The following is a 17,785-nucleotide window of genomic DNA, read 5'->3' as shown; positions in this document are numbered from 1 at the left end:
CGGAATGCCCTCCCGAACCGGGATTTTCCTGCAACCCCCGCAGTGCCCCTGCCTTGCCCTGCCCCTCCCCTTCCCCCGACGCGCGGCTACCGTTCCCGCATGCGCCGACAAGCCGAACAAGAACCCGCAACGCCCGGTCCCGTAACCCCCGACGACCTCGACCAGGCCGTCCAGCTCGCCCTCGCCACGCTCCGAGAAGCGCCCCCGGCCGCCTGGGACGGCAAGGCGGGCACGCTGGAGTGGGACTGCTGGGAGACGGTCGAGCACCTCGCCGACGACCTCTTCGCGTACGCGGCTCAACTCGGCCCGCGGCAGCCGCCGTTGACGGACGAGGTCCCCTTCATCTGGGAGCCGCGCAGGCCCGGCGGCCCGTCCAACGCCATCCACGCGAACCGCGACGCGGGCCCAGCAGGCCTCCTCCAGGTCCTGGAGTCGAGCGGCGCGCTGCTGATCGCCATGGTGCGCACGGCCCCGCCGACGACGCGGGCGTACCACGGCTTCGGGGTCTCCGACCCGGAGGGCTTCGCGGCGATGGGAATCGTGGAAACCCTGGTCCACACGTACGACTTGGCGGCGGGCCTGGGGCTGAAGTGGACCCCGCCCGCCGACGTGTGCGCCCGGGTCCTCCACCGCCTGTTCCCTGACGCCCCCTCGGGCTCGGGCGCGGAAACGTGGCCGACGCTGCTGTGGGCCACCGGGCGCGGGGAGTTGGCGGGGCGGGAACGGCTCACTTCGTGGCGGTGGAACGGGGAGCCGCGCCCCTGAGCCCGAGTTGCCAGAAGTACGAGGAGTACGACCTCAGGCGGCCTTCTCGAGGATCGTCTTCAGCTCCGACAGCATCATGGTCCAGCCGTCCTTGACGCCCGCGAGCATCTTGGAGTCGGCCGAGGTGAAGCCGTCGTGCGTGATGGTCAGCTTGACGCCAAGGTCCGGCTCCTCGGAGGGCTCGATGTCGAAGGTGACCTTCGAGCGCTCCTTGGCCGCCTCTGCGAACTCCTCGTCGCCCATGCCGAACATCTCCTGGTGCATCGGCTGGAGCGTGTGCCAGGTGTAGGCGAGCCGCTTGCCGGGCTCCGACTCGGTGACGACCTGGCCCAGGTCCTGCGGCTCGCCGCCGTCCTCGACCGGCCACAGCACCTTCGAGCCGACCTTCCAGTCGGAGGAGGGCGCCCAGCCGCCGTGGTACTGCTTCAGGAACTCCGGGCTGGTCAGACCCTCCCAGAGCTTCTCGGGCGTGGTGTGGATGTAGATCGTGTAGACGTACTCGGGCTTGCTCATCGCCGTTCCTTCCAGGGCGTCCTTCAGATTGCCGAGCGCGGCCATCCGGCCCCGCTCGTACTGGTCTATCCAGCGGTCGGCAATGTCGTGGATGGGTACGGGGTTGAGGTAGTGCAGCCTCTCCCGGCCATGCCGGACCGCCGTGACCAGGCCAGCGCCCTCCAGCACCGCCAGGTGCTTGGACACCGCCTGCCTGGACATCTCAAGCCCCGCGCACAGCTCGCGCAGACTCTGCCCGGCCCGCTCGTTCAGCCGGTCGAGCAGCAGCCTTCGGCTCGTGTCCGCGAGTGCCTTGAACACCTCGTCCATGTCATCCAACCCCCTCCCTTTTAAATTGGCAACCATTTGGTTGCATGTCAAGTCGGCCGGTCCTCGACGGCGGCTGGGGCCGGGGGAGCTGCTGCCGTGGGCCTGGGCGGCCCAGCGGCTGACCGCGGCCCGCACGTACTGGATCGCCACGACCCGCCCCGACGGCCGACCTCACACGCGCCCCGTCTGGGGCGTCTGGCTGGAGGACGGCCTGTGGCCTGGACGACGGCGACCGGCCGGTGATCGTGGAGGGCACGACTGAGGCGGTCGCGGGCGTGCGGGAGCTGACGCGGTTCGTCACCGCGGGACCCGTTTTCCGGGTTAGGCCGCGGCTGGTCTTCGGGTGGGACTCAGATATGCGGGCGCCTACGCGGTGGCGGTTCCCTGCGTGTGCGAGATGAAGGCGGCCCAAGTGGTGGGTGTGACGCTGAGGTTGGGGCCTTCGGGGTTCTTGGAGTCACGTACGTGGATGGCGTGGGGGCAGGGGGATACCTCCACGCATTCGCCGCCTTCGCCACCGCTGTGGGTGGACTTGCGCCAGGCGTAAGCGACTTCGAGGCATTCGCCTCCGCCCCCGCTGCTGTAGCTGGACTTGAACCAGGTGAGTTCCTCGGTGCTCATAGTTCTCCCAGCATCTTCTCGATCATGGCCAGCGAATCACGGGGTGTGAGAGCCTCCGATTGCAGGATCCCATAGCGGACGGAGAGTACGCGGACTTCCTCCGGAACGGTGATCAAGCGCGGGTACGTGTGGATCTCCATGTACGCCACCTGCTGCTGCTTTTTGGGCGTCAGGAGAGTGAACGGGCCGTCCAGGCTGGGTTGTTCCTCCCGAGTCAATGGCATCACCTGCAGTTGGACTGTCCGCATCCGCCCGATACGCAGGAGCTTCCGCAGTTGCTCCTCGTGGACGACTTTCCCTCCGATCGGTCGCAGCAGCACGCTCTCGTCCAGGATGAAGCTGAACGTCGGTGAAGGCCAGGGGTCGAAGATCTGCTGACGAGCGAGGCGGTCCGCCACTCGTTTCTCGATGGTTTCCTCGCTCAGCAGCGGCTTCCACTGGGCGAACATGGCCTGTGCGTACGCCTCTGTTTGCAACAGGCCGGGAACCGACTGGTTGGTGTACACGTAGAGCTGGACCGCCAGCGCCTCCAGGCTGGCGTACCCCCGGTACCACTCCGGGTGCCGCGTACGCGACCTCTTCTGCGCCTCCCGTACGTCATCGATGACGGCCAGCAGCAGACCGCCCGCCCCCAGCAACGGATCCGCCAGTTCCAAGAACTCGGGCTGCGGCGTGCGAACGCCCCGTTCCATCGCCGAGACCAGATCCTCCCCGCAGTGCGCCCGCGCACCCAGTTCCTTCTGGCTCAACCCCGCGCCGACGCGCAGGACCTTGATCTGCTTGCCCACGGCCCGGAAGAGATGAGCCGTGCCGTCCTCCTCGGCGGGCCGCTCCGGGCGCCGCTCCTCAGGTTCCGTGCTCGCCATGTCCCGTACCGCCTTCGGTGCGCCCAGTGGTCACGGCCGACGACCCGACAGGCAGCGCAAAGCATCCGTACAGCTACGCTCCGTCGCGGCGTCGTACCTGGTCAGCGTAGAGCGCACCGACCACGCTCAGTGACATGGAATCCCAAATCTCCACCCCCCAAATGCGGTTCGCGCAGCGCCTCAGTCCCACCCGGAGAGGCGCACGCCTCGCCCGCAGACTGGTGGCCCACCAGCTGGACCTCTGGGGAATCCCCCACGACAGCGACCTCTCCGACGCGGCGGCCCACGTCACCGCGGAGCTGGCGGCCAACGCCGTCACGCACGGCCACGTACCCGGAAGGGACTTCGAACTCCGCCTCGCCTACGCGGAGTCGACGCGCACGCTCCGTATCGAGGTGTCGGACGCGCGGGGCGACCGCGCCCCGGAGCTGCGCCCGGCGGATCCCGAGGCGGAGGCGGGCCGGGGGCTGCGGCTCGTGGAGGCGACGGCGGCGGCGTGGGGCGTCACGGAGCGCCGGATCGGCAAGACGGTCTGGGCCGAGCTCCGAGCTCCGAGCCCCGAGCTCTCTTTTGCAAGGAGTGGTTGGAAGGCTTGAACCCACCCTCCCGCCCAGTCCGAGACGGTTCAACTCCCGGCTGGAGCAGGGGAGATGACAATTTGTGATCAGGTCGCGACCGAGCGTCGATGTGCTCTAGGTTCGCGACAACAAACGACCCCGGTCGGTGCTGCGAACACCGGGCCCGGGGTCTACCCAACGAGATCGCAAAGCTGAAGGACGATCCGATGGCTTCCACTGAGCCTAACTCCCTCCTGCCCGCGTCCGCACACCCCATGGCCAACCCGGGGTACGGGAAACGCCTGGCGCCCGGCCAAGAGCGGGACCGAAGCGTCGACTTCGAACATCTGCCTAAGCGTGAAGCGTCGATCGCCGGGTTCATCGACCGTTTGCCCGAAGGCGCGGCGATGGATCACAAGACGCTCGCCACGCACATCGCGGGGTACGGCCAGGCGGCTGTCCGCAGTGCGCTGAAGGCCCTGTCCCACGCCGGGCATCTGCGCCGCATCAAAGAGCAGGTCGTCCGCGATGACGGCGCGCGCCGCTGGGTGACCCGCACCTACTGGTCGCGCACGCCACGTACGGCGGCTTGGTGGTGGGAGTTCTGCCGCAGCGTGCGGGGCGTGATGCTGGACGACCCCTACGGCGGTGACGGCGTTGACGGCGACGGTGGCGGGGAGGGCGGACCACCGGCCGACGAAGTGCCGCCACCCCGCTCCACCGCGTACCGCGCACTCGCCGAACTCGGCCGCACCGAACCCCGATTGACGCTCTCGGCGGCGGACTGTGCCCGACTCGAACCCCTCGCCGCGGCCTGGCTCGCGCGCGGGGCGACCGTGACACACCTGACCCACGCGTTGACCGCCGGGCTCCCGGAACAGCTCCACAATCCGGCCGGTATCGCGAAACGACGACTGGAGGACAAGATGCCCCCCGAGATCAGCGAGAGCCACGGCCGCGAGACGGTGCTGCGGCGCGTGATGGTCTGCCTGTTCTGCGAGACCACGGGCGATGAGGACCCCCTGGTCCGGCGCCACGGCTTGTGCGCGGCCTGCGCCGCCGAGGAGGAGACGGACGTCCCGGACACCTTCCGCCCGGCACCGGGCCCGACGGACGTCGCCGCGTACGCGGACGCGGTGCGGCTGGCGGCGGGTATCTCCCCCAGGGGCCTCGGGTGACGCAGGACTTCGAGTACAGAAGTGGCGGGAAGTGTACAGTTCAGTGCATGAGTGAGACGCTGCCCATGACTGAAGCCCGCGCTCGTTTCGGCTCGCTGGTCCGGCGGACCGCGCATGCACGGGAGCGGATCACCATCACTGATCACGGGCAGCCGGCGGCTGTGCTGATCAATCCGCAGGAACTGGCCGACCTGGAAGACGCGTTGGCGTTGGCGGAGTACCGGGCGGAGCAGGCCGCCGGTGCTCCTGCCGGAATCCCTCACGAAGAGGCGCGCGCCCGGCTCGGTCTGGAGCGTGAGTGAGCTACCAGATCATCTGGCGCACGCAAGTGATCGATACCGCCACGCGATTCCTGAAGGACGATCCGGACGGGTTGCAGCAGCTCTTCGACGCGGTGGACCTGCTGGCCGACGATCCACGCCCGGCCGGCACGGCTGCGTACGGGTCCCCTGATCTGCGGCGCATGCATGTCGGCCGGTACCGGGTGATGTACGAGATCACCCACGAGACGGTCACCATCGTGGTGATTCACGTCGGACGGATGGCCTGATCCGCTCCGAGTCACCACGTGACCCCGACCGGACCGGGCACAGGATGTCGGGTCCGGCAGGGTGGGTCCTTCCTAACGTGAGTGACGAAAGGGAAGGAGATCCGGGTGCTGGAGCGGTTGAACCTGGCCATGGAGCACATCGAGAGTCATCTCGATCAGACGATCGACGTGGCCGACCTGGCGCGGACGGCGGTGACGTCGGAGTACCACTTCCGGCGGCTGTTCTCCGCGCTGGCGGGGATGCCGCTGTCGGAGTACATCCGGCGCCGGCGGCTGACCGTCGCGGGGGCCGAGGTGCTTGCCGGGGAGCGGACGCTGCTCGAAGTGGCCGTGCGCTACGGCTACTCGTCGGGCGAGGCGTTCGCGCGGGCGTTCCGCGGCATGCACGGGGTCGGTCCCGGTGAGGCCAGGCGCAGCGGCGCGAGTCTGCAGTCCCAGCCTCGGATGTCCTTCCGCCTCGTCGTCGAAGGGAACAGCAGCATGCGGTACAAGGTCGTGGACAAGGACGAGTTCCGGGTCGTCGGCAGGAAGGCGCGGGTTCCGCTCGTGCATGAAGGCGTGAACCCGGACATCGCCGCGTTCATCCGAGGGCTCGGCCGGGAGACACTGGGACGCATCGAGAGCCTGTCCGACCAGGAGCCGGAGGGGATCATCTCGGTGAGTGACAAGCTCGACGAGAGCCGCGCCGAGGGGACCGAACTCGACTACTGGCACGGTGTGGTGAGCAGTTCAGCGGTGCCGGAGGACATGGACGCGCTCACCGTCGAGGCGGGGAGCTGGGCCGTGTTCGAGAGCTCGGGGCCGTTCCCGCAGACGCTTCAGTACATGTGGCGGGACGTTTTCACGCAGTGGTTCCCGTCGAATCCGTACCAGAGCAGGCCGGGGCCCGAGATCCTGCGGACCCGCCTGTCGGACGACGGGACGCAGGCGGACGCGTCGCTGTGGATCCCGGTGGAGCGGACGGCCGGCTGAGCGGCAGTGGCGCGCGGCGGCCTCCCTCCCGAAGCCGCCGCGCGCCCTCAGCCCTCAGCCCTCAGCCCTCCGCCCTCAGCCCTCCGCACCGCTCAGCAGTTGCCCCGCGCCGGTTTCCCCGCGAAGCGTTCCGCCAGCCAGTGCGCCGCCAGCGGTGACTGCGTGATGACCCCCGAGACGTGCTCACCCAGCGGGACCGTGTGCCACTCCACGTTCGCGCCCTTGGCGCACCAGTCCTTGCGGACCTGCTTGCCGACGCCGTACGGGATCAACTCGTCGGTGATCACGTGGTACTGGTACACCGGCGCGTCCGGGGCCCGCGTGCCGACCTGCGAATCGCGCAGGCGCTGCTGCCAGTCGGGCTGGTCGAGGGGGTTCTTCACCGTCATGTCGTCGATCTTCTTGAAGGCGCCGAGCACCGCGCCGTCCGCCACGCAGCTGTTGCGCAGGGCGCCGATCAGCTTCTTGCCCGCCGGGTTGAGGTAGGACTCCAGGTTCAGCTCGGGGAAGGCCGCGTTCTGGCCGATGGCCGCCATGAAGATCAGGCCGGAGCCGTACGAGCCGTCGTTGAAGTCCGCCACCTTCATCAGGTCGCCGGGGACACCGCCGGTCGCCGTGCCCTTGACCTTCAGGTCGGGGGCGTACGAACCGTGCAGCTCGGCCGCCCAACTGGAGGCCTGCCCGCCCTGGGAGTAGCCCATGATGCCGACCGGCGTGTCCTCGCCGAGCCCTGCCTCCGGGAGGCGGATCGCGGCGCGGGCGGCGTCGAGCATGGCCTGCCCCTCGGCCCTGCCGACCGTGTAGGTGTGGTCGCCGGGGGTGCCGAGGCCCTCGTAGTCCGTGACGGCGACCGCCCAGCCGCGCAGGGTGAGCTGCTGGATGAGGTTGGCTTCGAGGGTGGTGCCCCGGGGGAAGCCGGCGCTCGGGGCGCAGTGGTCGCCCATGCCGATCGTTCCGACGGCGTACGTGATGAGGGGGCGGGGGCCCTTCCTGCCGTCCTGCGGCACGATGACCGTGCCGGAGACGGTGTTCGGTTCGCCCTTCGCCGTCGTCGAGCGGTAATTGACCTTCCAGGCCTTGGTGTTCGTCGGCTGGCCCGGCAGCGGGTGGAAGCTGCTCGGTGCGGAGCTGACGATGTCGCCGGGGGCGTCGGCGTCCGCCGCCGGGGCGGCCTGTGCCGTCACCGGGGTGATGACCGACAGGCCGAGCGCGGCCACCACGGCCAGAGCTCTTGCGCTGGTACGTACGTGCATGCGGCTCTCCCAACAGTCCTCAATGGCTGGGGTGTGCAGGCGACGACCGTAGTGACTGGTGGGTAAGTCCGGCGCTGGCGGGAGCGCTCAGCTTTGTTGACCCCGGTTCTCATAGCCCCGGATTTCATAGCCCCGGTTCTCATAGCGGTAGGCCCCCGGCGTCGTCCCCGTCCACCGCCGGAACGCGCGGTGAAAGGCCGTGTCCTCGGAGAACCCGAGCCGCGCGGCGAGATCCGCGATCGGCTCCGTGCCCTCGGCCAGCCCCGCGATCGCCGCGTCGCGCCGCACGGCGTCCTTCAACTGCTGGTACGAGGTGGACTCCTGGGCCAGGCGCCGCCGCAGCGTCGCGGGGCTCACGGCGAGGCGGGCGGCGATCTCGCCGAGCGAGGGCAGCCGGGGGGAGGTGCGCAGCGCGCGGGCGAGGGCGCGCCGCACCTGCTCGGCGACCGTCGTCCCGTACTCGCGGCGCGACAGGAGGTCGAACGGCGCCCGCTCCAGCATCCCCTCCAGCGCGGCCTCGTCCCGGATCAGCGGGGCGGACAGCCAGTGCTCGTCGAACCCGGCACCGGTGCGCGCCGCGCCGAAGCGGACCGGGCAGCCGAAGAGGAGCCCGTACTCGTCCTTGTGCGGGGGCGGCGGATGGCCGAACTCGGCCCAGTGGAGCGGGATGCGGCGTCCGATCAGCCAGCTGCACAGCCGGTGCCAGATGATGACGAGGCACTCGGCGAGGAAGTAGTCGTGTTCGAGGTCGTTGCGTACGGCGAAGACGGCGCTGCCGGTGTCGCGGTGCTCAAGGGTGAGGTCGGGGCCGCCCGGAAAGAGGCCGTAGAACGTGACACCGCGCTCCATGGCGGCGCCGAGGTCGCGGCAGCCGAGGGACGCGTGGCACATCATCGCGAAGGTGCCTGGCCTGCTGACGGCCGCGCCGAGGCCGAGGAACTCGTCGCCGGTGGCGCGGTACAGCTCCCGGAAGAGGCGCGCGAACTGGACCTCGGTGATGCGGGCCCGGTCGTCGCCGAGGAGGAGCGGCGGGATCTGGGCGGTGCGGAGCAGCGGGACGGTGTCGATTCCCTGGCGTTCGGCGCCGTGCAGCATGGCGCGGACGTGGTGGACGGTGATGGTCCTGCTGGGCATGGGGTTTCCTTCCCCCGTCGCGGCCCTACCCGAAACGGTCGGGGTCCCACCCGAAACGGTCGGGGCCCGACGCCGCGCATAGGCAAAGCGCGGGGCGGCCGGGGATGTGCACCTCCCCGGCCGCCCTGCCCTGCCCTGCCCGCCCCGCCGTCAGACGCCGGACAGGCCCGCGAGCACCCCGAAGCCGACGGGCAGCAGGAAGGCGATGCGCCCGTACTCGGGCCGCCCCTTGTCCGCCCGGCGCAGGAACGTCGCGAACCCTGCGGTGACGATGCCGAACGTCACCGCGTACAGCAGGGTGTCCGTGGTCGACATCCCGCCCCAGCCGTCGGAGAGCAGCGCGGTGAGTGTCATCGCGCCGCCGAACAGCGCGGCACCGGCCAGCGCGTCATCGCCGGTGAACACCAGTGGTGCCGTGCTGCCGTGCCGTTCCTTGCGCCAGACCTGGAAGACCAGGACGGCGACCAGGACGATCTCGGCGGCCACGGCCAGCATGAACGAAGCCTTGAAGGTGGTCTCCATGACTCAGCCGCAGGCGGTGGCGATGGTGGAGATGCCGGTGACCTCGCCGAAGATGGCGACGAGCAGCTTGATCCGCTCCTCCTTGTTGCCGGCCTGCACGATGAGCTTGGCGCCCTTGAGCACGCCGCCGAACTTGGTGGCCTTGGTGACGAGCAGGGCGTTGCCCGCGATGAAGGCGCCGATCGCGCCCACGCACTTGGTCACCTTCCACGCGGTGTCCCAGCCGCGCAGCTGCACGCCCTGCGGCTGCACGCCCTGCGACTGGGCGCCCTGCGGTGCGAGTTGGGCGAGCGCCGCCTTCTGGGCCGCCTCGTCGCCCGGGTACATCGCCTCGACGAGCTGCTGGGTCGTCGGGTTCTGGGGAAGCGCCCCCAGTCGCTCCTCCAGACCCTCTTCGACGATCTGCGGCACGTCGGCGTCCTCGGCGACGGCGGTCAGGACTTGCGCGGCGGCCTTGTGCTCGGCGGCACGGGTGTTGGCGGCCTCGGTGGCGGAGGCGATCGGTCCGGTCGCCGCGAGCGCGAGGGCCGCGGTGACGGAGAGCGCGGCGGTGCGCAGGACGTTTCTCGATATGGACATAGGTGTTCCCCTTTTTGTTCATCGCGTGGCGATGGCCGACACCGGTCGGTACCGCCCTGGTCAGGGGCGGTTGGGGCGTCGGGCTTGGGAGGGATACTGACGCCGGGGCCCCTGGCGCAACAAGAGTTTTGAGGATCTTCTGAGCAAGTGCGGCGGAGAGTTGAGCTTCCCGGCCAACCGCGCTGACGCTTCCCGTCATCCCGCGATGGCCCGCCCTGTCCCTAGCGTCGTAGCCATGCAGCCGACGGAGCGCCCCGAGACCCTGGCCGTCCTCACCGAGTGGGCGGCCGACCGCCACGGCAAGCTGCCCGCACTCCGCTTCAAGTCCGCGGGCGGGGCGTGGGAGGAGGTCTCGTACGACCAACTACGCGCACATGTACGGGACTTCGGGGCGGAGTTGCTCGCGCTGGGCGTCCGGCCTGACGACCGCGTGGCGATCCTCGCCGAGACCCGCCCCGAGTGGACCTACGCGCACTTCGCCGTCTTCGCGGCGGGCGCGGTGGTCGTCCCCGTCTATCCGACGGCGGGCGACGAGGAGGTCGAGTGGGTCGTCGGCGACTCCGCCGCCTCGGTGGTGATCTGTGAGAACGCCGAGCAGGCGGCGAAGATCGAGCGCCTGCGGCCACGCCTGCCCGGCGTACGGCATGTGACGCTGATGACGGACCGCGAGCCGCCCGCCGAACAAGCCGCGCCGGACGCCTTGTCGGACGCCTTGTTGGACCGCGCCCGGACCCGCGCCCCCGCCGATCTGGCGACCATCATCTACACCTCCGGCACCACAGGCCTGCCCAAGGGCTGTCTCCTCACCCACGCCAACCTGGGCGCGGTCCAGTCCGCGACGCTCCCGCTGATCGACGGCGGCCCGGGCGACTCGACGTACCTCTATCTCCCGCTGGCCCATCTCCTGGCCCAGCTCATCGAGTTCACGACCCTCATCGAGGGAGGTGAACTCTGCTTCTACGGAGGGCGGATCGAGAACGTCGTCGCGGAGCTGGCGGAGGCGAAGCCCACGCATCTGCCGTCCGTGCCGCGCCTGTTCGAGAAGGTGCACTCCGTGGTCCTCTCCCTGGCGGAGTCCCAGGACGGGGGCCGCGAACGCTTCGAGGAGGCGGTGCGCATCGGGGTGCTCGCGGCGGACGGCGTGCTGCCGCCCGATCTCCAGGACGCGTACGAGGCAGCCGACAAGGCCCTGTACGGGCTGGTCCGGCAGGCGCTGGGAGGGCGCGTGCGGTGGGCGCTGACCGGCGGCGCCCCCATCGCGCCGCACGTCGTCGACTTCCTGCGGGCCTGCGGCATCGCGGTGTACGAGGGGTACGGGATGACGGAGTCGGCCGGTGTCATCAGCCTCAACCATCCCGGCGCGGTCCGGTACGGCACGGTCGGCCGCCCCATCGCGGGCTGCGAGGTCCGCATCGCCGATGACGGAGAGGTGCTTGCCCGGGGCGAGATGGTCTTCCCCGGCTACCACGCGGACCCCGCCGCCACCCGCGACGCCCTGGACGACGAGGGCTGGCTGCACACCGGTGACCTGGGTGCCGTCGACGCCGACGGCTACCTCAGCATCACCGGCCGCAAGAAGGACCTGATCATCACCTCCGGCGGCAAGAACCTCACCCCGTCCCTCAGTGAATTCGCCATCCAGCGCTCGCGGTTCGTGTCCCGCGCGGTGATGGTGGGCGACAAGCGCCCCTATCCGGTGGCCCTGATCACGCTGGACGCGGAGGAGATCGGCGGCTGGGCGGCAAGGGAGGGCATGGAGCTGACCGAGCCGCCGTCGCGGGACCCCCGGGTGCGCGCCCTGGTCCAGGAGGTGGTGGACGCGGCGAACGCGGAGGTCTCGCGCCCGGCCCGCATCCGTGAATTCGCCGTGCTTGACGAGGACTTCACGGTGGAGGGCGGGCTGCTCACACCGAGCCTGAAGGTGCGCAGGCGGGCGGTGGCGGAACAGTACGCGGGAGTGGTGGCCGGTCTCTACGAGAAGGGAGACTCCTCGACTACGCCACACCCGCAAGCCGCAACAAGGCCGTAGTCGCCGCCGCGCCGACCACGACCACGGCGAAGGGAGCCTTCCGCCAGGCGAGCACCCCGCCGGCCAGGACACCGATGGGCCGCGCCCACCCGGCGAACCCGTGCCCCTCGGTGAGCGCACCGGTGGCGAGCAGCGCGACGAGCAGGACGGTGGCTCCGACGGTCAGGAGTTCCTGGGCCCGGGTGGGCAGTTCGATGCGTCCGTGCAGCGCGGGGCCTGCGAGGCGGAAGGCGTAGGTTCCTGCGGCGAGGACGAGGACGCAGGCGAGGTAGGCGTTCATGAGTCGCTCCTCGGGGTGGTGGTGGCAGGGGCCGGGGCGGTCGGAGTGGGGCGGCGGGGCCCGCGCCGGGTGGCGAGCAGGACGGTGGCTCCGACGGTCAGTTCGATGCGTCCGTGCAGGACGGGGCCTGCGAGGCGGAAGGCGTAGGTTCCTGCGGCGAGGACGAGGACGCAGGCGAGGTAGGCGTTCATGAGTCGCTCCTCGGGGTGGTGGTCGGAGTGGGGCGGCGCGGTCCGCGCCGGGCGGCGAGCAGGCCGAGCAGGGCGAGCAGCACCGGCACCCCGGCGGGCAGCACCGGCGCGGCGGCGACCGCGATGACGGCACCGGCGGCCGCGGCCCGCCGCGTCATGCTGTCGCCGCGCAGTGCGGGAAGGACCAGGGCGAGGAGGACCGCGGGGAACGCGGCGTCGAGTCCGAAGCGGGCGGTGTCGCCGAGGGCGGACCCCGCGAGGGCGCCGCCGAGGACGCTGACGTTCCATACGGCGAACAGGCCGAGCCCCGATATCCAGAACGCGGCCTTGCGCCGCTTCTGGTCGGGCTGCGCGAGGACGAAGGCCGCCGTCTCGTCGGTGATCAGATGCGCGCCCAGGAGCCGCGCGGCCCAGGACCGGCCGAGGCTGTCGGCGACGGCGAGGCTGAACGCGGCCGTGCGGGAGTTGAGCAGCAGTCCGGTCGCCGCCGCGGCCACCGGACCGCCGCCCGCGACGAGGATCCCGATCGCACTGAACTGGGCGGAGCCCGCGTACACGAGCAGCGACATCAGCACCGGCACCCAGATGGGCAGGCCGCCTGCGACGGCGATGGCGCCGAAGGAGACACCGACGACGGCGTCGGCGAGCCAGACGAGGGCGATGTCGCGCAGGACACCGCGGGGCAGATGGGAGAGGCGCACGAAACCGTCGTTCGTTCGCTTTGGCGGGCTGTCTGTTCGGTCTGACGAACGCATACGCCGTAGGATGGGTGGAGTGGCGAGCGTTCGTCAAGCCGAACGGAATGTTCGCCACATCGAACGATTGGTGAGAGGCGAGGGAGCGAGGGGCATGACGCCGGACAGGGCGCGGGGTAGGGCGGACGAGAGCGCGGGTACGGGCGCCGGGGAGGCGCCGGGCGCCCCCACCCCCTCCCGCCTCCCTCGTGAATGGGTCGCCGCCGCCCTGCGGCGCGAGCGCACCAAGGCCGGGATCTCGCTCTCCGAGCTGGCCAAGCGGGCCGGGATCGCGAAGTCGACGCTCTCCCAGCTGGAGGCGGCCACCGGCAATCCGGGCATCGAGACGCTGTGGGCCCTCGCCGTGGCGCTCGGTGTGCCGTTCAGCGTGCTCGTGGACTCACCGGCCCCCGCCGTGACGGTGATCAGGGCGGGGGAGGGGCCGACCATGCACGCCGAACAGGCCTCGTACGCGGGGACGTTGCTCTCCGCGGGCCCCGCCGGGGTGCGGCGCGACATCTATCACGCGGCGGTGGAGCCAGGCAGCGTACGGGAGTCGGATCCCCACATCCCGGGGTCCATGGAACACCTGGTCGTCTCCACCGGGCGGCTGCTCGCCGGGCCGTGCGAGGAGACGGTGGAGCTGGCCGCCGGTGACTACATGTCGTACCGGGGAGACGTCCCGCATCTGTACGAGGCGCTGGAGCCCGGCACGACGTTCGTCCTCGTGATGCAGCACGTCTAGCCCCGTAAGGGGCGCGGGGAGCTGCGCGACCAGCCCCCACCGACCCGCAGGCCGAGGTCACCCCTTGCGCGGCTTCGGCGACAGCAACTGTTCGCGCAACGCGGTCAGTTGATGGGACGTCTCCACCGCGAGCCCCTCGTCCAGCGTCGCCAGGGCGAGCAGCAGCGCGTCCGCCACGACCAGGGCGGTCAAGGCCTCGGTCGTGATGCCGGTAGGCGTATGCGGCGCCGTCAGGACAGCGTCGACCCGCGGCCCGTACAGCTCCGCCAGCTCGTCCGTGACCAGGACGACCCGCGCCCCCACCGCCCGCGCCCGCTCTATCAGCACCGTCAGCTCGGTCAGCGCGCGCCCCGGCTGGAAGATCACCACCGCGTCGCCCTGCCGCACGGCGAGCAGCCGGTCGGCGAGGGTGAACCCGGTGTCCCCGAAGTAGCGCGCCCGGCGGCCGATCCTGCCGAGCGCCAACGCCAGGTGCCGCGCGGCGAGTTCGGACGCCGCGATGCCGTAGCAGTGGATCTCCGTGGCCTGCGCGAGGAAGCCCACCGCGTCCCGCAGCGCCTCGCCCGGCGTCAGGCGCCGCGCGTGCTCGATGCGCTCCTGCGCCTCGTCGAAGACCTCGCCCCAGATGTCGTCCAGGTCCCGGCCCACGTGCGCGATGCGCTGCCGCAGCCGCACCTCGGGCGGCACCGCCGACGTGAAGTCCGACGTCAGCTCCCGCTTGAGCGCGGGCAGGCCCGCGTAGCCCAGGCGCTGGAGCGCGCGGACGACCGTCGCGTTGCTGGTGCCGCTCGCCGAGCCCAGCTCCTGGGCGCTGGCGAAGAGCAGGGCCTCGACGGGGGCGCTGACCAGGTACTGGGCGACGGCCCGCTCGGACGTCGAGAGCGTCTCCCACTGGTCGCGCACCGCGGCCCGCAGCCGTGCGAGTCCGGCCCCGCCGGAGGGCCCGGCCCCCGTGCCGCCGGAGGACCCGGCCCCCGTACCATCCTCTGAAATTTCCATTACAGCTATTGACTCTCGTGTGATGGCCGTTACTCTCCTGGCAACGCATTCCAGAAGGAGAGATTCCTGTAATCGACGTTACAGGACGGTTGACGGAACCTCTCCGCCGCGAGGAGAACAATGGCACCCCGCACCGCCCCCGCCGCCCCCGAACGCTCCGAACGCACCCTCCCGGTCATCGAGATATCCGGCACCCCCGTCGAGCGCGGCCACCAGTACGGCGAAGCCGTCCGCCCCCAACTGCACGCCGCCCTCGCCTATTACGAGGAGGCGTTCGGCCAGTCGTCGGGCCTGACCTGGAGCCAGGTCGCCACCCGCGCCGCCCGCTGGACGGAGCCCGTACGCGACTACGCGCCCCACCTCCTGGAGGAGATGCGCGGCATCGCCGAGGGCGCAGGCGTCGACCTCACCGACATCCTCGCCCTCAACGCCCGCGGCGAGGTCATCTACGACCGCTCCTTCGCGGACATGGGCGCCACCAAGGAGAAGGAGGAGCCCGCCGAGGGCTGCACCTCCTTCGCCGCCTACGGAGAGGCCAGCGGGGACGGCCACGTCTGGGCCGGGCAGAACTGGGACTGGCGGGCCGGGGTCGCCGACACCGTCGTCATGCTGCGCGTCGTCCAGCCCCCGCACCCGACCCTGATCATGCAGGTCGAGGCGGGCCAGATCGGCCGCCAGGGCGCCAACTCGGCGGGCATCGCCCTCAACGCGAACGGCCTCGGCGGCCGCTTCGACGACGCGATCGGCCTCCCGCAGACCGTCGTACGCCGCAGCGTCCTGGACCAGCACTCCATCACCGACGCCCTCGAAGTGCTCTGCCGCACCCGCGCCCACATCGCGTCCAACGCCCTGCTCACCTGCCGCGAGGGCTTCGCCGTCGACCTGGAGACGACGCCCGCCGGGCACGGCTGGATGTACCCCACGGACGGCCTCCTGGTCCACGGCAACCACTACCAGGCGGGCATCCCGGCCGCGATCGCCGCCGACTACCGGCCCATGTCGTCGGACTCGCTCGTCCGCGTCCCCCGCGCCGAACAGGGCCTGGGAGCCCTGCGCTCCTCCACCGGCGCCGACGAGTCCCGCAAGCTGATCAAGCAGGCCATGTCCGACCACCTCGGCCACCCCGAGTCGCTCTGCACCCACCCCGACCCGCGCAAGCCCGAGATCAAGCACTGGATGACGCTCGTCTCCTCCTGCGTGGACCTGACCAGCGGCGACTACCACGTCACCGCCGGCACCCCCTGCGACCGCGACTACCAGCACATGCCCTGGAACCTCTACGACGGCCCGTACGGAGACAACAGATGACCAGGACCAACACGAGCAGGGGGCAGGGGCGCCGGGCGGCGGTCGCAGGTCTCGCGGCGGTGGCCACGCTCCTCACCGCGGCAGGATGCAGCGGCGCCGACACGGCCGCGACCGGCGGCGAGCCCGCCGACGCCGCCAAGCTGAAGCTGACCGCCACGACCGCCGCCGCCAAGGGCACGCTCGACAAGGCGAACTGGCTCCTGGAGGACGAGCCGGACTCGCTCGACCTCGACACCCAGGGCACCAGCGCGGGCCGCGTCGTCCTCACGAACGTCTGCGAGCGGCTCTACCAACTCCAGCCCGACATGACGACGAAGCCGTTCCTCGCCGAGAAGGCACAGACACCCGACGACAAGACCCTCGTCCTGAGCGTCCGGGACGGCGTCACCTTCCACGACGGCTCGAAGCTCACCGCCGACGACGTGCTGTGGTCCCTGAAGCGGCACGCCGACCCGGACATGGAGCAGGCCGACGAGTTCGGCAACGTCAAGTCCATGAAGAAGACGGGCGACCGCGAGATCACCATCCGCTTCAAGTCCCCCGACGCGCTCTTCACGAAGGCGCTCGCGGGCGACGCGGGCATCGTCTGGAACAAGGAGCAAGTGACCGCCGCCGGAAAGGACTTCGGCACTCCCGGTCAGGGCGACGCGTGCAGCGGACCGTACGAGCTGAAGAGCTGGAAGTCCGGCGACTCGATCACCATCGAGGCGTACGACGGCTACTGGGGCAAGAAGCCGCTGACCCGGCAGGTCGTCTTCCGCTGGGCCTCCGACAGCGCGCTGGTCAACGCCCTCAAGACGGGCGCCGCCGACGGGACGTACGCGGAGTCCCCGAACACCGCGTCCGCCCTGCGCACCAGCAAGGGCCTCGACCAGCACTACGGCCCCTCCACGGCGTCGCTCGTCCTCATCCCGACGGCCCGCGGCGGCCTGAAGGACCCGCAGATCCGACGGGCCCTGTCCCTCGCGATCGACCGCACGGGCATCGCAAGGTCGGGCTACGGCGGGCTCGTCCAGCCATGGGCCACACCGGTCGGCTCGGGCGCCTGGGGATACGAGAAGCCGGAGTTCGAGGCGGCCCAGAAGAAGCTGTCCACCGCGGCGCCCGCCACCCCCACCGCCGACGACCTGGCCAAGGCCAAGGAGCTGGTCAAGGAGGCGGGCGCGCCGACCGACCCCGTCGTGATCGGCACGGACAGCAGCCAGGGCAGGACGGTCGTGGCGAACGCGGTGCGCTCCGCGCTCCAGCGGATCGGCCTCAAGGGCCAGATCAAGACGGTGCCCACGGCCCAGTTCGAGGAGTTCTACAGCGACCCGGCCGCACGGTCCGACATCGACGTACTGGTCGGCGACTGGTACATCTCCAAGGCCGACCCCATGGGCTTCTACGACAACGGCCTCTCCGACTCGTCCAACAACTGGGTCGGCTTCAAGGACGCGACGTACGACAAGTTGGTCCACCGGGCGCTGAGCACCCTGGACGACGCGAAGCGGGCCGAGCTCGCGATCGACGTACAGAAGCGGTTCGTGGACGCGGGTGTCTGGATCTCGGTCGCGCAGGTCCCCACAGCCCTGGTCATCAGCGACAAGCTGACGGGCCCGCCCGCATCGCAGGCCTACCTCTACTACCCGTGGGCGGCCGAGCTCGGCCCCAAGACAGCGAAGGACAAGGTGAGTTGAG

Annotated in this window: 21 protein-coding genes; 10 read left to right on the top strand and 11 right to left on the bottom strand. The window is 70.6% G+C overall.

Annotated features, from left to right (window positions below):
- Window positions 1-99: 99 nt before the first annotated feature.
- The gene (locus M4V62_RS19250) at window positions 100-765 is read left to right on the top strand and encodes a maleylpyruvate isomerase N-terminal domain-containing protein (RefSeq protein ID WP_249588488.1); all 666 of its coding nucleotides are present in this window, start codon (window positions 100-102) and stop codon (window positions 763-765) included.
- Between the two features lie 33 nt (window positions 766-798).
- Here the strand turns inward: M4V62_RS19250 and M4V62_RS19245 are convergent, their stop codons facing one another.
- The 3 genes from M4V62_RS19245 to M4V62_RS19230 form a co-directional block, all read right to left on the bottom strand.
- On the bottom strand, window positions 799-1,587 hold the full coding sequence (locus tag M4V62_RS19245) for an ArsR/SmtB family transcription factor (protein ID WP_249588487.1): 789 nt from the start codon (window positions 1,585-1,587) through the stop codon (window positions 799-801).
- Window positions 1,588-1,953: 366 nt separating this feature from the next.
- Window positions 1,954-2,208: a DUF397 domain-containing protein gene (locus tag M4V62_RS19235; RefSeq protein ID WP_249588485.1), complete on the bottom strand. Its 255-nt coding sequence runs from the start codon at window positions 2,206-2,208 to the stop codon at window positions 1,954-1,956.
- Window positions 2,205-3,074: a helix-turn-helix domain-containing protein gene (locus tag M4V62_RS19230; protein ID WP_249588484.1), complete on the bottom strand. Its 870-nt coding sequence runs from the start codon at window positions 3,072-3,074 to the stop codon at window positions 2,205-2,207. The genes M4V62_RS19235 and M4V62_RS19230 overlap by 4 nt, the downstream gene beginning before the upstream one ends.
- A gap of 134 nt (window positions 3,075-3,208) precedes the next feature.
- On the opposite strand from M4V62_RS19230, the gene M4V62_RS19225 reads away from it, so the two are divergent.
- From M4V62_RS19225 to M4V62_RS19205, 5 genes are all read left to right on the top strand, one after another.
- Window positions 3,209-3,670 carry an ATP-binding protein gene (locus M4V62_RS19225; protein ID WP_249588483.1) on the top strand — a complete coding sequence of 154 codons (462 nt, stop codon included), beginning with the start codon at window positions 3,209-3,211 and terminating at the stop codon, window positions 3,668-3,670.
- 188 nt (window positions 3,671-3,858) lie between these two features.
- Window positions 3,859-4,809 (top strand): hypothetical protein, encoded by a 951-nt coding sequence (locus M4V62_RS19220; RefSeq protein WP_249588482.1) that lies wholly within the window; start codon window positions 3,859-3,861, stop codon window positions 4,807-4,809.
- A 47-nt stretch (window positions 4,810-4,856) separates the two neighbouring features.
- Window positions 4,857-5,111 carry a type II toxin-antitoxin system Phd/YefM family antitoxin gene (locus tag M4V62_RS19215; protein WP_249588481.1) on the top strand — a complete coding sequence of 85 codons (255 nt, stop codon included), beginning with the start codon at window positions 4,857-4,859 and terminating at the stop codon, window positions 5,109-5,111.
- A complete protein-coding gene (locus tag M4V62_RS19210) occupies window positions 5,108-5,359 on the top strand; it encodes a type II toxin-antitoxin system RelE family toxin (RefSeq protein ID WP_249588480.1) in 252 nt (83 codons plus the stop codon). Before M4V62_RS19215 ends, M4V62_RS19210 begins: the two co-directional genes overlap by 4 nt.
- 105 nt (window positions 5,360-5,464) lie before the next feature.
- Window positions 5,465-6,331: an AraC family transcriptional regulator gene (locus tag M4V62_RS19205; protein ID WP_249592896.1), complete on the top strand. Its 867-nt coding sequence runs from the start codon at window positions 5,465-5,467 to the stop codon at window positions 6,329-6,331.
- Window positions 6,332-6,423: 92 nt separating this feature from the next.
- Here M4V62_RS19205 and M4V62_RS19200 read toward each other — a convergent pair whose 3' ends face one another.
- The 4 genes from M4V62_RS19200 to M4V62_RS19185 all read right to left on the bottom strand — a co-directional run bounded on the left by M4V62_RS19200 (window position 6,424) and on the right by M4V62_RS19185 (window position 9,819).
- A complete protein-coding gene (locus tag M4V62_RS19200) occupies window positions 6,424-7,584 on the bottom strand; it encodes a lipase family protein (RefSeq protein ID WP_249588479.1) in 1,161 nt (386 codons plus the stop codon).
- A gap of 87 nt (window positions 7,585-7,671) precedes the next feature.
- Window positions 7,672-8,718 (bottom strand): AraC family transcriptional regulator, encoded by a 1,047-nt coding sequence (locus tag M4V62_RS19195; protein ID WP_249588478.1) that lies wholly within the window; start codon window positions 8,716-8,718, stop codon window positions 7,672-7,674.
- Window positions 8,719-8,868: 150 nt separating this feature from the next.
- Window positions 8,869-9,240 (bottom strand): hypothetical protein, encoded by a 372-nt coding sequence (locus M4V62_RS19190; protein ID WP_249588477.1) that lies wholly within the window; start codon window positions 9,238-9,240, stop codon window positions 8,869-8,871.
- Between the two features lie 3 nt (window positions 9,241-9,243).
- Window positions 9,244-9,819: a hypothetical protein gene (locus M4V62_RS19185; protein WP_249588476.1), complete on the bottom strand. Its 576-nt coding sequence runs from the start codon at window positions 9,817-9,819 to the stop codon at window positions 9,244-9,246.
- Between the two features lie 235 nt (window positions 9,820-10,054).
- Between M4V62_RS19185 and M4V62_RS19180 the strand changes: the two genes are divergently transcribed.
- Entirely contained in the window at window positions 10,055-11,848 is a 1,794-nt protein-coding gene (locus M4V62_RS19180; protein ID WP_249588475.1) for an AMP-dependent synthetase/ligase, read from the top strand.
- Here M4V62_RS19180 and M4V62_RS19175 read toward each other — a convergent pair.
- The 3 genes from M4V62_RS19175 to M4V62_RS19165 are packed head-to-tail and all read right to left on the bottom strand — an operon-like array spanning window position 11,814 to window position 13,074.
- The gene (locus M4V62_RS19175; protein WP_249588474.1) at window positions 11,814-12,128 is read right to left on the bottom strand and encodes an AzlD domain-containing protein; all 315 of its coding nucleotides are present in this window, start codon (window positions 12,126-12,128) and stop codon (window positions 11,814-11,816) included. The genes M4V62_RS19180 and M4V62_RS19175 overlap by 35 nt on opposite strands.
- Window positions 12,125-12,319 carry a hypothetical protein gene (locus M4V62_RS43920; RefSeq protein ID WP_425575239.1) on the bottom strand — a complete coding sequence of 65 codons (195 nt, stop codon included), beginning with the start codon at window positions 12,317-12,319 and terminating at the stop codon, window positions 12,125-12,127. The genes M4V62_RS19175 and M4V62_RS43920 overlap by 4 nt, the downstream gene beginning before the upstream one ends.
- Window positions 12,316-13,074 (bottom strand): AzlC family ABC transporter permease, encoded by a 759-nt coding sequence (locus M4V62_RS19165; RefSeq protein WP_249588473.1) that lies wholly within the window; start codon window positions 13,072-13,074, stop codon window positions 12,316-12,318. Before M4V62_RS19165 ends, M4V62_RS43920 begins: the two co-directional genes overlap by 4 nt.
- A gap of 94 nt (window positions 13,075-13,168) precedes the next feature.
- On the opposite strand from M4V62_RS19165, the gene M4V62_RS19160 reads away from it, so the two are divergent.
- The gene (locus M4V62_RS19160) at window positions 13,169-13,798 is read left to right on the top strand and encodes a helix-turn-helix domain-containing protein (RefSeq protein WP_249588472.1); all 630 of its coding nucleotides are present in this window, start codon (window positions 13,169-13,171) and stop codon (window positions 13,796-13,798) included.
- Between the two features lie 57 nt (window positions 13,799-13,855).
- Here M4V62_RS19160 and M4V62_RS19155 read toward each other — a convergent pair whose 3' ends face one another.
- Complete coding sequence (locus tag M4V62_RS19155) at window positions 13,856-14,797, bottom strand: MurR/RpiR family transcriptional regulator (RefSeq protein WP_249588471.1); 942 nt, start codon at window positions 14,795-14,797, stop codon at window positions 13,856-13,858.
- A 120-nt stretch (window positions 14,798-14,917) separates the two neighbouring features.
- On the opposite strand from M4V62_RS19155, the gene M4V62_RS19150 reads away from it, so the two are divergent.
- Both M4V62_RS19150 and M4V62_RS19145 read left to right on the top strand, forming a co-directional pair.
- Complete coding sequence (locus M4V62_RS19150; RefSeq protein ID WP_249588470.1) at window positions 14,918-16,105, top strand: C45 family autoproteolytic acyltransferase/hydrolase; 1,188 nt, start codon at window positions 14,918-14,920, stop codon at window positions 16,103-16,105.
- Window positions 16,102-17,784 (top strand): ABC transporter substrate-binding protein, encoded by a 1,683-nt coding sequence (locus tag M4V62_RS19145; protein WP_249588469.1) that lies wholly within the window; start codon window positions 16,102-16,104, stop codon window positions 17,782-17,784. Before M4V62_RS19150 ends, M4V62_RS19145 begins: the two co-directional genes overlap by 4 nt.
- Window position 17,785 lies beyond the last annotated feature (1 nt).

The sequence above is a fragment of the Streptomyces durmitorensis genome, from assembly GCF_023498005.1.
GTDB classification, from domain to species: Bacteria; Actinomycetota; Actinomycetes; order Streptomycetales; family Streptomycetaceae; genus Streptomyces; species Streptomyces durmitorensis.
The sequence above is the reverse complement of the archived record's forward strand: the minus strand, read 5'-3'. Positions and strand labels throughout refer to the sequence as shown.

Coding starts and splice junctions, on each gene's coding strand:
- M4V62_RS19225 (WP_249588483.1), top strand. CDS start 3,209: ATGGAATCCCAAATCTCCACCCCCCAAATGCGGTTCGCGCAGCGCCTC.
- M4V62_RS19175 (WP_249588474.1), bottom strand. CDS start 12,128: ATGAACGCCTACCTCGCCTGCGTCCTCGTCCTCGCCGCAGGAACCTAC.
- M4V62_RS19150 (WP_249588470.1), top strand. CDS start 14,918: ATGGCACCCCGCACCGCCCCCGCCGCCCCCGAACGCTCCGAACGCACC.
- M4V62_RS19245 (WP_249588487.1), bottom strand. CDS start 1,587: ATGGACGAGGTGTTCAAGGCACTCGCGGACACGAGCCGAAGGCTGCTG.
- M4V62_RS19220 (WP_249588482.1), top strand. CDS start 3,859: ATGGCTTCCACTGAGCCTAACTCCCTCCTGCCCGCGTCCGCACACCCC.
- M4V62_RS19200 (WP_249588479.1), bottom strand. CDS start 7,584: ATGCACGTACGTACCAGCGCAAGAGCTCTGGCCGTGGTGGCCGCGCTC.
- M4V62_RS19165 (WP_249588473.1), bottom strand. CDS start 13,074: ATGCGTTCGTCAGACCGAACAGACAGCCCGCCAAAGCGAACGAACGAC.
- M4V62_RS19180 (WP_249588475.1), top strand. CDS start 10,055: ATGCAGCCGACGGAGCGCCCCGAGACCCTGGCCGTCCTCACCGAGTGG.
- M4V62_RS19215 (WP_249588481.1), top strand. CDS start 4,857: ATGAGTGAGACGCTGCCCATGACTGAAGCCCGCGCTCGTTTCGGCTCG.
- M4V62_RS19235 (WP_249588485.1), bottom strand. CDS start 2,208: ATGAGCACCGAGGAACTCACCTGGTTCAAGTCCAGCTACAGCAGCGGG.
- M4V62_RS19190 (WP_249588477.1), bottom strand. CDS start 9,240: ATGGAGACCACCTTCAAGGCTTCGTTCATGCTGGCCGTGGCCGCCGAG.
- M4V62_RS43920 (WP_425575239.1), bottom strand. CDS start 12,319: ATGAACGCCTACCTCGCCTGCGTCCTCGTCCTCGCCGCAGGAACCTAC.
- M4V62_RS19155 (WP_249588471.1), bottom strand. CDS start 14,797: ATGGAAATTTCAGAGGATGGTACGGGGGCCGGGTCCTCCGGCGGCACG.
- M4V62_RS19145 (WP_249588469.1), top strand. CDS start 16,102: ATGACCAGGACCAACACGAGCAGGGGGCAGGGGCGCCGGGCGGCGGTC.
- M4V62_RS19250 (WP_249588488.1), top strand. CDS start 100: ATGCGCCGACAAGCCGAACAAGAACCCGCAACGCCCGGTCCCGTAACC.
- M4V62_RS19185 (WP_249588476.1), bottom strand. CDS start 9,819: ATGTCCATATCGAGAAACGTCCTGCGCACCGCCGCGCTCTCCGTCACC.
- M4V62_RS19160 (WP_249588472.1), top strand. CDS start 13,169: ATGACGCCGGACAGGGCGCGGGGTAGGGCGGACGAGAGCGCGGGTACG.
- M4V62_RS19195 (WP_249588478.1), bottom strand. CDS start 8,718: ATGCCCAGCAGGACCATCACCGTCCACCACGTCCGCGCCATGCTGCAC.
- M4V62_RS19230 (WP_249588484.1), bottom strand. CDS start 3,074: ATGGCGAGCACGGAACCTGAGGAGCGGCGCCCGGAGCGGCCCGCCGAG.